This window comes from Halopseudomonas salina, assembly GCF_008641105.1.
Genome location: NZ_VTTI01000001.1, coordinates 475,241 through 489,799, shown reverse-complemented (window position 1 = coordinate 489,799; position 14,559 = coordinate 475,241). Strand labels below are relative to the sequence as shown.

The 14,559-nt window shown below is 55.0% G+C and carries 16 protein-coding genes; all 16 read right to left on the bottom strand.

Translation table 11 applies throughout. The features are described from left to right. Positions 1-26: 26 nt before the first annotated feature. Positions 27-890, bottom strand: coding sequence for a F0F1 ATP synthase subunit gamma (atpG, locus tag FZF01_RS02185; RefSeq protein ID WP_150276453.1), 864 nt, complete (start codon positions 888-890; stop codon positions 27-29). A 74-nt stretch (positions 891-964) separates the two neighbouring features. Beyond that, the gene (atpA, locus tag FZF01_RS02180; protein ID WP_150276452.1) at positions 965-2,509 is read right to left on the bottom strand and encodes a F0F1 ATP synthase subunit alpha; all 1,545 of its coding nucleotides are present in this window, start codon (positions 2,507-2,509) and stop codon (positions 965-967) included. Positions 2,510-2,524: 15 nt separating this feature from the next. Further along, complete coding sequence (locus FZF01_RS02175; protein ID WP_150276451.1) at positions 2,525-3,061, bottom strand: F0F1 ATP synthase subunit delta; 537 nt, start codon at positions 3,059-3,061, stop codon at positions 2,525-2,527. Between the two features lie 12 nt (positions 3,062-3,073). Further along, positions 3,074-3,544 (bottom strand): F0F1 ATP synthase subunit B, encoded by a 471-nt coding sequence (locus tag FZF01_RS02170; protein ID WP_150276450.1) that lies wholly within the window; start codon positions 3,542-3,544, stop codon positions 3,074-3,076. 103 nt (positions 3,545-3,647) lie between these two features. Beyond that, positions 3,648-3,887 (bottom strand): F0F1 ATP synthase subunit C, encoded by a 240-nt coding sequence (atpE, locus tag FZF01_RS02165; RefSeq protein WP_150276449.1) that lies wholly within the window; start codon positions 3,885-3,887, stop codon positions 3,648-3,650. A gap of 65 nt (positions 3,888-3,952) precedes the next feature. Next, positions 3,953-4,807: a F0F1 ATP synthase subunit A gene (gene atpB, locus FZF01_RS02160; RefSeq protein WP_150276448.1), complete on the bottom strand. Its 855-nt coding sequence runs from the start codon at positions 4,805-4,807 to the stop codon at positions 3,953-3,955. A gap of 13 nt (positions 4,808-4,820) precedes the next feature. Continuing rightward, positions 4,821-5,225, bottom strand: coding sequence for a F0F1 ATP synthase subunit I (locus FZF01_RS02155; protein WP_150276447.1), 405 nt, complete (start codon positions 5,223-5,225; stop codon positions 4,821-4,823). 170 nt (positions 5,226-5,395) lie between these two features. Further along, positions 5,396-6,256, bottom strand: coding sequence for a ParB/RepB/Spo0J family partition protein (locus tag FZF01_RS02150; protein WP_150276446.1), 861 nt, complete (start codon positions 6,254-6,256; stop codon positions 5,396-5,398). A 21-nt stretch (positions 6,257-6,277) separates the two neighbouring features. Then, entirely contained in the window at positions 6,278-7,081 is an 804-nt protein-coding gene (locus tag FZF01_RS02145; protein ID WP_150276445.1) for a ParA family protein, read from the bottom strand. Positions 7,082-7,090: 9 nt separating this feature from the next. Further along, positions 7,091-7,735 carry a 16S rRNA (guanine(527)-N(7))-methyltransferase RsmG gene (gene rsmG, locus FZF01_RS02140; protein WP_150276444.1) on the bottom strand — a complete coding sequence of 215 codons (645 nt, stop codon included), beginning with the start codon at positions 7,733-7,735 and terminating at the stop codon, positions 7,091-7,093. Between the two features lie 5 nt (positions 7,736-7,740). Next, the gene (gene mnmG / locus FZF01_RS02135; RefSeq protein WP_150276443.1) at positions 7,741-9,636 is read right to left on the bottom strand and encodes a tRNA uridine-5-carboxymethylaminomethyl(34) synthesis enzyme MnmG; all 1,896 of its coding nucleotides are present in this window, start codon (positions 9,634-9,636) and stop codon (positions 7,741-7,743) included. A 454-nt stretch (positions 9,637-10,090) separates the two neighbouring features. Further along, complete coding sequence (mnmE, locus tag FZF01_RS02130) at positions 10,091-11,461, bottom strand: tRNA uridine-5-carboxymethylaminomethyl(34) synthesis GTPase MnmE (RefSeq protein ID WP_150276442.1); 1,371 nt, start codon at positions 11,459-11,461, stop codon at positions 10,091-10,093. Between the two features lie 80 nt (positions 11,462-11,541). Further along, on the bottom strand, positions 11,542-13,242 hold the full coding sequence (gene yidC / locus FZF01_RS02125; protein WP_150276441.1) for a membrane protein insertase YidC: 1,701 nt from the start codon (positions 13,240-13,242) through the stop codon (positions 11,542-11,544). Further along, entirely contained in the window at positions 13,239-13,487 is a 249-nt protein-coding gene (yidD, locus tag FZF01_RS02120; protein ID WP_223825354.1) for a membrane protein insertion efficiency factor YidD, read from the bottom strand. The genes yidC and yidD overlap by 4 nt, the downstream gene beginning before the upstream one ends. Beyond that, the gene (gene rnpA, locus FZF01_RS02115) at positions 13,480-13,881 is read right to left on the bottom strand and encodes a ribonuclease P protein component (RefSeq protein ID WP_150276721.1); all 402 of its coding nucleotides are present in this window, start codon (positions 13,879-13,881) and stop codon (positions 13,480-13,482) included. The genes yidD and rnpA overlap by 8 nt, the downstream gene beginning before the upstream one ends. Before the next feature lie 11 nt (positions 13,882-13,892). Further along, positions 13,893-14,027 carry a 50S ribosomal protein L34 gene (rpmH, locus tag FZF01_RS02110; protein ID WP_150276439.1) on the bottom strand — a complete coding sequence of 45 codons (135 nt, stop codon included), beginning with the start codon at positions 14,025-14,027 and terminating at the stop codon, positions 13,893-13,895. Positions 14,028-14,559: the final 532 nt, after the last annotated feature.

Below are 14,559 nucleotides of genomic sequence, written 5' to 3'. Positions count from 1 at the left end.
TGAAACCGCTATCGTCTGGCCGGGTCTCAAGAGACCGCGGCGGCGCCGCCGACGATTTCCGAAATTTCCTGGGTGATCGCTGACTGACGAGCCTTGTTGTAGATAAGCTGCAGGCTGTCGATGATATCGCCCGCATTGTCAGTCGCATTCTTCATCGCGATCATACGTGCCGCCTGCTCGCTGGCGTTGTTCTCGATCACTGCCTGATACACCTGCGACTCGATATAACGGGTCAACAACCCATCGAGCAGCTCGTTGGCGTCAGGCTCGTAAACGTAGTCCCAATGCCCTTTGAGTTCCTCTTTGTCAGCAGGAACCAACGGAATCATCTGCTCCACCTTGGGCTGTTGCACCATGGTGTTGACGAATGCGTTGGAGACCAGATACAGACGATCGATACGACCCTCGTTGTAGCCGTCAAGCATTACCTTGACGCTGCCGATGAGATCGTTCAGCGAGGGCTGTTCACCCAGGTTGCTGATCGCCGCGACCACATTGCCGCCGTAGCTACGGAAGAACGTCGCGCCCTTGCTGCCAATCACGCACAACTCGGTTTCGACGTTACGGTCACGCCACTCTTTCATGTTCGTGATAAGAGCCTTGAACAGGTTGGTGTTCAGGCCCCCGCACAGACCACGATCCGTACTTACCACGATGTAACCCACCCTTTTCACTTCACGCTCTTGCATGAAGGGGTGACGATACTCGGGATTGGCATTGGCCAGATGGCCAATAACCTGACGGATACGCTCAGCGTAGGGACGGCTGGAAGCCATGCGCTGTTGTGCCTTGCGCATCTTGCTTACCGCCACTTTCTCCATGGCGCTGGTGATCTTCTGAGTACTCTTGATACTCGAAATTTTACCGCGTATCTCTTTTGCGCCTGCCATGTCTCACCTTTCAGGTTAGCCTGCGGCCAGATCGCACGAAGCGGAGCCTGACGATGTCAGACCCCGCAATCGGCTTACCAGCTCTGGGTCGCCTTGAAGTTCTCGATGCCAGACTTGATACCGGCTTCGATCTCGTCGTTGTAGTCGCCCTTCTCATTGATCTTGGCAACCAGATCAGCCTTGTCGCGCTTGAAGTAGGCCAGCAGACCCTTCTCGAACGAGCCGATCTTGTTCATCTCGACGTCGGTCAGGAAACCCTTCTCAGCTGCGTACAACACGATAGCCATTTCGGCAACCGACATGGGCGCGTACTGGCCCTGCTTCATCAGTTCGGTAACGCGCTGACCGTGCTCCAACTGCTTGCGGGTAGCCTCATCGAGGTCCGAAGCAAACTGGGCGAAAGCTGCCAGTTCACGATACTGTGCCAGAGCGGTACGAATACCACCGGACAGCTTCTTGATGATCTTGGTCTGCGCTGCACCACCTACACGAGATACCGATACACCAGCGTTTACGGCCGGACGGATACCCGCGTTGAACAGGTTGGATTCCAGGAAGATCTGACCGTCAGTGATCGAAATCACGTTGGTCGGAACGAAAGCAGATACGTCACCAGCCAGCGTTTCAATGATCGGCAGAGCCGTCAGGGAACCGGTCTTGCCTTTGACTTCACCGTTGGTGAGCTTCTCTACATAGTCTTCGGAAATGCGCGATGCACGCTCCAGCAAACGACTGTGGAGATAGAACACGTCACCGGGATAGGCTTCACGACCTGGCGGACGGCGCAGGAGCAGGGAGATCTGACGATAAGCCACAGCTTGCTTGGACAGGTCATCATAGATGATCAGTGCATCTTCGCCGCGGTCACGGAAGTACTCACCCATGGTGCAGCCGGCGTAGGGAGCCAGGAACTGCAGGGCTGCCGGCTCGGAAGCCGATGCCGCGACTACGATGGTGTTGCTCATCGCGCCGTTCTCTTCCAGCTTACGCACCACGTTGGCGATGGTCGACTGCTTCTGACCGATAGCCACGTACACACACTTGATACCGGAATCTTTCTGGTTGATGATCGCGTCGATCGCAATCGCCGTCTTACCAGTCTGACGGTCACCAATGATCAGCTCACGCTGGCCACGGCCGATCGGGATCATGGCGTCGATTGACTTGTAGCCGGTCTGAACCGGCTGGTCTACCGACTTACGCCAGATCACGCCCGGCGCCACTTTCTCGACTGCGTCAGTCAACTTGGCGTCGATTACGCCCTTACCGTCGATCGGGTTGCCCAGAGCGTCAACAACGCGCCCGAGCAATTCCGGACCTACAGGGACTTCAAGAATACGACCGGTACATTTGGCGGTCATGCCCTCGGCGAGACCCAGGTAGTCACCCAGTACCACCGAACCCACGGAGTCCTGCTCCAGGTTCAGTGCCATACCGTATACACCACCGGGAAACTCGATCATTTCACCGTACATCACATCAGCAAGGCCGTGAATGCGCACGATACCGTCAGAAACGCTGACGATGGTGCCCACGTTCCGGGCCTGCGAAGACACATCGAGTTTCTCGATGCGCTGCTTGATAATTTCGCTAATTTCGGAAGGATTCAATTGCTGCATGCCATGTCCCTCAAATCAGGATTTCAACGCCTCGGCCAGCTTATCCAGCTTGCCGCGGACCGAACCGTCGATGACCAGGTCACCCGCACGAATCAACACACCGCCGATCAAGGCCGGGTTGATGGTCACATGAGGAGTTACTGTCCGGTCTAACCGCTTGGTTAATGCGGTTGCCAGCGTTTTCTGTTGATCGTCGCTCAGCTCGAAGGCGGATTCCACCTCGACCACTATGCTCCGATCGTGTTCTGCCTTGTGTTGCTCATAAAGCTCGGCAATTACCGGGATCAAGGGCAAACGGTCATGCTCGGCCAGGGTTTTGACAAAATTGCCAAACCCTTCGTCGATATGACCCTCGCACACCATGAGCAGGTCTTCCGCCTTGCGCTCATCGGTCAAACCGGGATTGCGCATCCTCTGAGCAAAAGCCTCATCCTCGACCGCCGCAGCCGCCAACGCCAGCATGCCCGACCAGGCATCCAGCGCGTTGGCGGAAGAAGCGAACTCGAACGCTGCTTTCGCATAAGGTCGAGCTAGCGTGTTGATAGTAGCCATCGCTCGCCTCGCTTAGAGTTGTGCGGCCAGTTTGTTAACCAGCTCACTGTGTGCCTTGGAATCCACTTCGGACTCCAGAATCTGCTCGGCACCCTTGACAGCCAGCACGGCTACCTGGGCACGGAGTTCATCCTTGGCGCGATTTACTTCCTGTTCGATCTCAGCCTTGGCGGCTGTGATCAGGCGTTCACCTTCGGAACGTGCCGTGTCTTTCGCTTCCTCGACAATGAGGTTGGCACTCTTGTTGGCTTGCTCGATGATCTGAGTAGCCTGTTCCTTGGTCTCACGCAGGGTCTGGGAAGCTTTCTCCTGGGCTAGATCCAGGTCACGCTGGGCGCGGCCAGCCGCATCCAGGCCTTCGGCGATTTTTTTCTGGCGTTCCTGCATGGCCTGCGTAATCGGTGGCCATACATACTTCATGGTGAACCAGACAAAAATAGCGAAGGCAATCGTTTGACCAAACAGCGTCAGATTAATATTCACAGCGATTTACCTCGTGCTATTCGTTGAGTCCCGGATGTGTCGATCCAGATGATTTTTCGGCGAGGCACTTACCAGAAGCAGCCTCGCCGAAGATCAAACTGGATTAAGCGGCAACGCCAGGGGCAACAACGAAGATCAGGTACATCGCGATACCAACACCGATCATCGGCACGGCGTCGAGCAGACCGGCCATCAGGAAGGTCTTGGTTTGCAGCTGCGGGCCAAGCTCAGGCTGACGTGCAGTAGATTCCAGCAGCTTGCCACCCAACAGGGCGAAGCCAATACCAGTACCCAGTGCGCCCAGACCGATCATGATAGCGGCAGACATGATTACGAGTTCCATAATTACTCCTAAAGTTCAAGGTTGCAGTTCAAGGTTAGTTATTGATTGAACACGGTTCGAGTGCGTCAGTGAGCATCCTCATGAGCAGCACTCAGATACACCACAGTCAGCACCATGAAGATGAAGGCCTGCAGCGGAATTACAAGAATATGGAAGATGGCCCATGGCACGTTCAGCCCCCACTGGAGGTAGAAGGGTAACAGAGCGATCAGAATAAACACCACTTCACCGGCATACATGTTACCGAAGAGTCGTAGCGCCAGGCTCAACGGCTTGGTCAGCAGGCCGAGAATTTCAAGGAACAGGTTGAAGGGAATCAGAGCCCAATGCTTGAACGGCGTGAATGATAGTTCCTTGATGAAGCCACCGAAGCCCTTCACCTTGAAGCTATAGAAGATAATCAGGATGAACACACCCAGGGAGATACCAAAAGTACCGTTAGGATCTGCTGTTGGAACGATCTTGAAGTATTCCAGACCCAGGGCCTTGGCCAGACCCGGTATGTAGTCAACCGGAATCCACTTCAACGAGTTCATCAAAAATACCCAGACAAAAATCGTCAGGGCCAGAGGCGCGACCAGAGCATTGCGGCCGTGGAAAGTATCCTTCACCACACCCTGGACGAATTCAACCACCATTTCGACCACGTTCTGGGTCTTGCCGGGAATACCCGCGGTAGCCTTTTTGGCAACGCTACGGAAGATGAACAGAAAGACCAGACCCATGAATACCGACCAACCCAGGGTATCAATGTGAAAAGCCATGAAGCCCATATCGGTCGCTTCCGCGCCGCTCTTGGCCAGCGTCCACGTCGCTTCCTGCACAACACTGCCGTCGTATCGCTCATACCCGGCCGGCAGCTTGCCGTAAGTCAGGTTCTGCAAATGGTGCTGGATATAATCCGCTGAAGAAGTTGCCATATTTGCCTCTAACTCAATGCTTTTGAAAACGTCGGACGATGAGTAGAGCGCTGGCCCCTACTGCCAGTACCGCGAGATAACCGGCAAAAACCGCGGTCGGCTCAAGGGGCTCAACACCTACCCACACCAGCACAAAAAGTGCGGCTGTCAAAATAAGCTTGCCGGCCTCGCCGGAGTAAAACTCCTTGACGATGACCCGCGCCGACCGGGCTCCGCTGTAGCGGTACACCCGGTAGGCAAAATAGGCATTGGGGAGCAGAGCAACAAGCCCCCCGAGCAAACCGGAATATCCGGCCACATAACCCTGGAAAATCCACAGGGTCAGAGCTGCCATCAAGGCAACCGCGCATTGCATACTCAGCACCGGAAAGGCGGGTAACTGGCGAAACGGCGTTTTGTTGGGCGTTCTTGCGTCCATCCACCCGCCTCGCAATGATTACCTCTCGCTTCTTTTCGAGTCGCTGTGTGCAACACACTGGTGCATTTACACCAGCTAAAATAGCGCGAGGAGTATAGGTTGAAAAAAGATCAGGTTCAACAGCAACCGGCCAAATGCCGCGGTATCCGCCAAGGTTGGCCGGTTAGGCCTCACTTGATGTGCATAAGAACGCCGTCGAGCTCGTCCAGGGAACCGTAACTGATTACCAGCTTGCCCTTGCCCTTGGCCCCGTGTTGGATGCTGACAGAGGCGCCAATACGTTCCGCCAGGTCCTGTTCCAGACGCTCTATGTCGGGGTTTACTCGAGTGTCACCGGGCTCACGGCGGGGGTTGAGCCATTGCCGCACCAGTGCTTCGGTCTGTCTTACAGTCAGTCCCTTGGCTACAACCTGGCGTGCGGCTTGGGTCTGCTGCTCGGCAGGAAGGCCTAGCAGTGCGCGAGCATGCCCCATTTCCAGGTCACCACGCTCGAGAAGTAATTTGACCTCATCGGGAAGAGACATCAGCCGCAACAAATTGGTGATGGTGACGCGAGACTTACCCACCGCGTCGGCGACCTGCTGCTGGGTCAATTCGAACTCCTGCTGCAAGCGCTGGAGGGCGATACCCTCTTCGATCGGATTGAGGTCCTCACGCTGGATGTTCTCGATCAGAGCCATGGCTATGGCAGCTTCGTCGGGCACATCGCGGATTACCGCTGGAATGGTATCAAGTCCAGCCTGCTGCGTAGCGCGCCAACGGCGCTCACCAGCAATGATCTCATAACGGCCATCGGCAATCGGGCGCACCACAATAGGCTGCATGACGCCCTGGACGCGGATCGAGTTGGCCAACTCTTCAAGTGCCTGTGGATCCATGTCCCGTCGCGGCTGGTATTTACCGCGCTGGATCAGATCAACCGGCAGATCCTTGAGTTGCTGTTCCTTGCTTTCTGCTTCCTGCCCGGTATTTCCAGGCTGGCCCAGCAATGCATCGAGTCCCCGCCCCAAGCCGCGTTTCTTGACCGCCATGCGTCTATTGTCCTTTTTCGATTAGTCGTTCGCGTTGGCCAGGGCTGCTGCCCGGGCTGCCTGCTTGTTGCGCCGCACCACCTCACCTGCCAGGGCAAGATAGGCGACGGCGCCCCGGGACTGCTTGTCATAGCTCAATGCAGGCATGCCGAAACTGGGTGCCTCGGCCAGACGCACATTACGCGGAATAACCGTTTGGTAGAGTTTGTCACCAAAGTGATTGGTCAATTGAGCCGATACGTCGAGTGTCAGACTGTTGCGCGGATCGTACATGGTCCGTAGTAGTCCCTCGATCTGCAAACTGGGGTTGAGCACTGACGCGATACGCTCAATGGTATTGACCAGAGCTGACAGACCTTCCAGGGCGTAGTACTCACATTGCATCGGAATGATCACCGCATCGGCAGCGACCAGTCCATTGACAGTCAGCATGTTAAGCGAAGGCGGACAATCGATGAGTACAAAGTCATAGTCGTTGCGGGCGGAAGCGAGCGCGTAGCGCAATCGGCTTTCCTTCATTTTCATTGCCAGCAATTCGACTTCAGCGGCTGTCAGGTCACCGTTGGCCGGTAAGAGATCATAACCACCATTATCCGAGCGCTGTACCGCCTGCTTGAAATCGCAACGATCGGTAAGCAGTTCGTATACCGAATTTTCCAGCCCAGCCTTGTCGATGCCGCTACCCATGGTAGCGTTACCCTGTGGATCGAGATCCACCAACAGAACCTTGCGTTTGGTTGCTGCCAATGAAGCAGCCAGGTTGATGCAGGTGGTGGTCTTGCCGACACCGCCCTTCTGGTTGGCTATTGCCAATACCTTGCCCACAACGACCTCCTATCCGTTCACCGCCTGAACCAGGCGCCGCAGTATCAGCAGGTGACGGTGCCCCTGGCAACCAGGTACCGTCAAGCGGCTACTGCGATCCACTTCGAAATCGACCGGCAGGGCTGCTAGCTCCTCTTCCGGGTATTGTCCTTTCATCGCCAGCCAGCGGGTTTCAGCGTGACTCAAGTGCCGAGTCATCTGGGTAAAATCCGCCAGCGAACTGAAAGCTCGGGAAACAATACCATCAAAGGCGGTATCGGTCTGAAAGGCTTCAACCCTGCCTTGGGTCACCTTCAGATTTTCCAGCCCCAGCTCAAGCTTGACCTGGGTAAGAAAACGGGTTTTCTTGCCGTTGCTATCGAGCAGCATGAAACGAATATCAGGTCTCATGATGGTCAATATGATCCCGGGCATGCCGCCCCCGCTCCCTACGTCGAGCCAATGCTGACCGTCAACGAAGGGAAGAATACTCAAGCTATCAAGCAGATGCCGACTGACCATTTCATCCGGGTCACGTACCGCAGTGAGATTATAGGCCTTGTTCCATTTGTGCAGCAGCGCAAGATATTCAAGCAGCTGGCGACTCTGGGTATCACTCAGGGCTATGCCCAGCTCGGCGGCACCATTGGCCAGCTCTGTAGCGTGATCAGTCATCGCAATCAGGCCTCGCGCATGAGGCTGCTGCCAGCCGCACTGCGCTTTTTCAGATGAATCAGCAACAGGCTGACGGCAGCGGGTGTGACACCAGGGATACGCGAAGCCTGCCCCAGTGTCTGGGGCCGTATGTCTGCGAGCTTGTGTTTTATCTCGTTGGACAACCCATTCAGTGCAAGGTAATCCAGGCTGTCGGGAATAGTGGTCTGTTCATGTTGACGCAGACGGTTGATCTCGTCCTGCTGACGCTCGATATAACCGGCGTACTTGGTATGAATCTCGACTTGTTCCGCAGCGTCAGCAGGAATATCAACCTTGCCTGTCAGTTCGCACAGGGCGTGGTAGTCAACTTCAGGGCGACGCAATAAATCAAGCAGACTGTATTCGTGGGTAAGGGGTGTCGCGAATTTTTCGGCGAAGGCCTTGCCAACGTCGCTGGTAGGCTGAACCCAGGTGCTGCGCAGGCGCTGATGCTCGAGATCAATCGCTTCGCGCTTGGCGCTGAATACAGCCCAGCGATGATCATCAACCAGGCCCAGCTCACGGCCCTTTTCGGTCAGGCGCAGGTCCGCGTTATCCTCGCGCAGCACCAGACGGTATTCGGCCCGTGAAGTAAACATTCGATAGGGCTCGCGGGTACCCATGGTGATCAGATCATCCACCAGCACACCGATGTAGGCTTCGTCCCGGCGCGGGCACCAGGCCTCCTGGTCAGTTGCCCGCCGTGCCGCGTTCATACCGGCCAACAAGCCCTGGGCGGCCGCTTCTTCGTAGCCGGTTGTGCCATTGATCTGCCCGGCGAAAAACAACCCCCCGATGACCTTGGTTTCCAGCGAGTACTTCAGATCCTGTGGGTTGAAGTAGTCGTACTCGATCGCGTAGCCGGGCCGCAGGATATGTGCGTTCTCCATACCCTCGATCGATTGTACGACCTGAAGTTGAACATCGAAGGGCAATGACGTGGAAATACCGTTCGGGTACAGCTCGTGGGTAGTCAGACCTTCTGGCTCGATGAACACCTGATGCTGGTTCTTGTCAGCGAAACGGTGAATCTTGTCTTCGATCGAGGGGCAATAGCGTGGGCCCACACCTTCGATCACGCCGGTATACATCGGCGATCGGTCGAGGTTATTGCGAATGATCTCGTGGGTCCGCTCGTTGGTGTAGGTGATCCAGCAGTTGACCTGCTCCGGATGCTCCTCGACCTTGCCCAGGAACGACATCACCGGCAAGGGGGAATCACCCGGTTGCGCGGTCATTTTGCTGAAATCGACCGAGCGACCATCGATGCGAGGAGGTGTGCCAGTCTTGAGTCGGTCGACGCGTAACGGTAGTTCACGCAGCCGATTGGCCAAAGTGGTGGCTGGCGGATCGCCGGCGCGACCGCCGGAATAGTTGTCCAGACCAATATGAATTAGTCCACCCAGAAAGGTGCCCGTGGTCAGCACTACGTTGCTGGCGTGAAAACGCATACCCATCTGGGTCACAACGCCGCACACCTGATCGTTCTCGACAATCAGGTCATCACAGGCCTGCTGGAATATCCACAGATTGGGCTGGTTCTCGAGTATTTCGCGAATGGCTGCCTTGTACAGGATTCGATCTGCCTGAGCCCGCGTGGCTCTGACCGCAGGGCCTTTGCGGCTGTTCAATACTCTGAACTGGATACCGGCAAGGTCTGTTGCTCTGGCCATGGCTCCGCCAAGAGCATCGATTTCCTTGACCAGGTGACTCTTGCCGATTCCACCGATCGCCGGGTTGCAGCTCATCTGTCCGAGGGTTTCGACGTTATGGGTCAGCAGTAGGGTTTTCACGCCCATCCGGGCAGCCGCCAGCGCAGCCTCCGTACCGGCATGACCACCACCTACTACGATCACATCAAAACTATCTGGAAATTGCACAGCTGACCTCGTTCCGGGCAAATCGCCGGCGTCGGGAAAAGGGCGGTGATTATAGGGCCTGAAGCAGAAAAATGCAGCCTTGCATTGGCTATTTTTTGAGCAGCTGGTTTGTAGTTCCGCTCAACTGATCCATTAATAGAATATAGAAAGAAAAGATTTTAAAAGCTTTATGTTGTTAATGCTAATGGTGAAGCCAATATCTGTGGATAAGTGCGTAAAACCCTTCTATTACAGTAATTTCAGGAAGAAGAAACTCTGTGTGCATCCTGCGTCTGGATGGGTCCTTGGGCGGTGATCAACCTGTGTACAAGTAGGTGACTTATACACAGGGTATTTTAAAGACCGTTTGTGCACAGTTTTCGACCCCCCTCTCAAGGGCAGTTATACACAGGCCTCATAGGCATTTTATGGAGGAATATAAGTGTGAGAAAACGGTTCTTTTCAGCCCTATGGACTATTTCCCGATGCAGAAACTGGAAAATATCCGTCCCAATAAATCATCTGCGCTGAATTCACCCGTTATGGATCCAAGCGTTTGCTGAGCCATGCGCAGATCCTCCGCAAGCAGTTCGCCTGCTCCAAGCAGGGTCAACTGAGCATGACCGTGCTCTAGCAACTCACTGGCATCCTCCAGGGCTTCGAGGTGTCGTCGGCGGGCACTGAACAGACTCTCGTTGGTCTGTGTGAAGCCCATGCAGCCTTTAAGGTGCTCGCGAAGCAGATCCACACCTTCACCACTGCGGGCGCTCATACGCAGGGTGACACTGCCGTCAGGGGATGTCTCTTCACCAACGGGTTGTCCTGTGAGATCTATCTTGTTCAATACGAGTGTGACTTTCGCAGGGTCCGGTGGAGTGGTCAGAAATTCAGGCCAGAGTTGATCCGGGTGTCGTGCTTCGGGTTGGGATGCGTCTACCATCAGCAGAATGCGGTCGGCATCACCGATGGCCTGCATCGCGCGCTCCACACCGATGCGCTCTACCTGGTCCTGGGTATCTCTCAATCCGGCGGTATCGATGATATGCACCGGCATTCCGTCAATGTGGATATGTTCACGAAGCACGTCCCGCGTGGTACCTGCGATATCCGTGACAATCGCACTTTCCTTTCCCGCCAGTGCATTGAGCAAGCTGGATTTGCCAGCGTTGGGGCGCCCCGCAATAACCACTGTCATCCCGTCTCGTAGTAAGGCGCCCTGGCCCGCCTCACGCTGTACTTCCCGGAGCCTCTGACGAATCTCCTGTAATTGGTCGAGCACGTGGCCATCAGCCAGAAAATCGATCTCTTCCTCAGGAAAGTCGATAGCTGCTTCTACGTAGATACGCAGCCCGATCAACGCTTCGGTCAATCCGTGAACCCGGGTTGAAAATGCGCCCTGAAGTGAATGCAGGGCATTACGTGCTGCCTGTTCTGAACTGGCTTCGATAAGGTCTGCAATGGCTTCTGCCTGAGCCAGGTCGAGTTTGTCGTTGAGAAATGCTCTTTCACTGAACTCGCCCGGCCGGGCTGGTCTGGCACCAGCGTCAAAGCAAGCCTTGAGTAACAGGTCCAGCACCACGGGACCGCCGTGACCCTGTAGCTCGAGAACGTCTTCGCCAGTGAAGGAGTTTGGACCTGGAAAAAACAGGGTCAGTCCCTGGTCCAGAGCTGTGTCACCTTGCCAGAAAGTGCCGTAATGGGCATGTCGGGGTTTTGGCTGCAGACGACTGATCTGTTGTGCGATCTGTAACGCTGCAGGCCCGGATACACGGACTATGCCAACACCACCCTGCCCAGGAGGGGTTGCGATCGCAGCGATAGTATCTACGTGATAACTGGGGCCCATGTGCGATCTCCAATATGTTGTCTTTTGGGCTTACAGCAAAACGCCCCGATTACGGGGCGTTTGCTTGGACCATTGCGAGGTCAGTTCTTTGCGGCAGCGCCTTTCTCTATCTGCCTGGTAATGTACCACTGCTGTGCAATGGACAGGATGTTGTTGACCACCCAGTACAGCACCAGACCAGCCGGGAACCACAGGAAGAAAAAGGTAAACACTATGGGTAGCATCTTGAGTACCTTGGCCTGCATCGGATCAGGCGGCGTTGGGTTCAACTGCTGTTGAATGAACATCGTCGCGCCCATCAGGATCGGCAGAATGAAATAGGGATCCTTGAGTGACAGGTCGGTGATCCAGCCAAGCCAGGGGGCCTGACGCATCTCTACGCTTTCCATCAACGTCCAGTACAAGGCAATGAAGACCGGCATCTGAACCAGGATAGGCAGGCAGCCACCCAGCGGGTTGATCTTCTCCTTCTTATAGAGCTCCATCATGCCCTGGGACATTTTCTGCCGATCATCGCCGTGTTGTTCCTTCAACGCGGCCAGTTTTGGGGCTACACGGCGCATATTGGCCATGGAGCGATAGCTGGTGGCCGATAGCGGGAAGAATACGAGTTTGATCAAAAGGGTGAGCAGGATGATGCTCCAGCCCCAGTTGCCAACGAAACCGTGAATGAAACTCAGAACCCAGAATAGCGGCTGTGCGATCCACCAGAGGAAGCCGTAGTCAACGGTCAGCTCCAGACCGGGCGAAATTGCCTCCAATCGATCCTGAATTTTCGGACCGGCGTAAAAATCGGCTGAAATGCTTGCCTGTTGGCCGGCTGGTACCACTGTTGCAGGACTGGTGAAGCCGACGATGTAATTGCCAGCACTATCCTTGCGGGTCTGATACACATGCTGTTGGCCAGCTGGCGGAACCCAGGCACTGACGAAATAATGCTGTAGCCAGGCAACCCAACCGCCTTCAACGGTTTCTTTCAGAGCACGCTTGTCCATGTCGGAAAAATCGACTTTGGTGTAGGACTCATCAGCTGCCCAGTAAGCTGCACCCAGGTAAGTCGCCATCCCTGTGGCGCTGGAGCTTGAGGGATCAGGACTGTCATCGCGTTTGATCTGGCCGTAGAGATTTCCGCTCCAGCTCTCACCGCTCTGGTTATCAATCAGATAGTCGACATCAACCAGGTACTGACCGCGAGTAAAGGTGAAACGTTTGATATAACTGACGCCAGCATCTTCATAGCTCAGGTCAACTACTACCTGATCGTCATCACCGAGGCTGTAGTTCTGACTCTCGGATGTATACAGAGGGCGACCTGTAGGTCGCGCATCAACGCCATTCTTGCCGGTCAGACCACTTTGCGCTACGTAAGTCATGCCGCCGGAGCGTTCCAGAATCGGAAATGGCAGGTCTGGACGATCCTTGCGCACCGGGTATTGGGGCAAGGACAGATCGACCAGATCACCGCCACGTGGGTCAATGGCCACCAGCAAGGTATCTGTCGCTACCTTGATAAGGTTTCCGTTTGCCTGTGAGGAGGCAGGCGCATCGGGTATTTCGGCAGTGCCGGGTTCGACTGCCGTGGGCACATCATCTGCCGAAGCCGCCGCAGTCTGGTTGGATATCGCTGCGGGTACGTCCGAGCCTGGATTCTGATCAGCAGGTTGCTGATTGGTAACCGCCTCAGGCAGCTCAGGTTGGCCGTAGTCTGAATTCCACTGCAGAACCATGAGATAGGTAATCACGAGCAAAGCAGCTATCAGGATATTTCGTTGCATGTTCATGGCTTGTTCATCTGGGAAGAATGGTTGGCAGTGGCGGGTGGTACGGGATCATAACCCCCGTCGCCCCAGGGATTACAGCGGCCAAGTCGTTTCGCGCTCAACAGGCTGCCGCGTAGCAGACCATGTGATTCGATGGCCTCCTGGGCATAGCAGGAACAGGAAGGATAGAAACGACAATGACTAGCCATCAGGGGACTGATAGCGTAACGGTAAACCTTGATCAGTCCGACTGCGAGATTACGCATTGGATGATGGGGGTCCGGAATGGCGTGAACGGGGTGGCTTGTCAGCAGACTTTGCCAGCTTGCGCCACATGCCTCTATACATATCGTGTAGCGCGGCATTATCAAGTTCGCCCAGGCCCTTGCGGGCCAGGACAACAATGTCGAGATTGCCGAGTTCTGACTTGTTCAGCCTGAATGACTCTCTGGCAATGCGTTTGACCCGATTGCGATCAACAGCGCGTTTGACACTTTTCTTGGCAATGACCAGACCCAGGCGCGGGTGGCCCAGGTCGTTAGACCTGGCCAACAGCAGCACGTAGGGCCCGGAGGCTTTGCGAGTGGCACCATCAAATACAAGCTTGAATTGCCCAGGCGTAAGTAGCCTGTATTCAGGTTTGAATCCGCGGTCCACCAGTACAACCGGTCTTAAGCTGACAGGCGCTTGCGACCTTTGGCACGACGACGGGCCAGTACGTTGCGACCGTTGGAAGTAGCCATGCGAGCACGGAAACCGTGGTTACGCTTGCGCTTCAAAACGCTGGGTTGAAATGTTCTTTTCATCTTGGGATACCTGATTGATTCGCGTCAGAGCAGTGAGCCCCTTCAAGGGACCGGCAATTCTAGAGAATAACCCTTGGCAGGTCAATTCGATTTGGCGTTCCATGTCATTAAAAACAATATATAAAAGATCTTTTCTTAAAGACTGATGATGTTAATGCTAATGGTCAGCAGGTTTTCTGTGGGTAACCCAGTTTTCTCCTTGTTTTTCATTGTCTTGGCGAGGTTAAAAGATTGTAGATAAACAGTGTTCGGATGGGTGCTAGTCGTGTGTGGAGGGTGTGGATAACCTGCCTTTATATCCACAGGCTGTTTTACCCACAGATTTTTGGGCATCTTTTCAACAGGTCTCACCATGACTTGTACACACGGCTTATGCCGCCAGTCATTGACTATTCGGGGACTTTGGCGGTCCAACCATAACCTCAGGTTGCTGGGTTCACGTGCCTCACGCCAGCGGTAAGAGTGTGGATAAGTAGGGCCTTTAGAGGCTAGAATGAACCCTTAATTTAGCCGGTAGGTCAGCCCTTGGCGC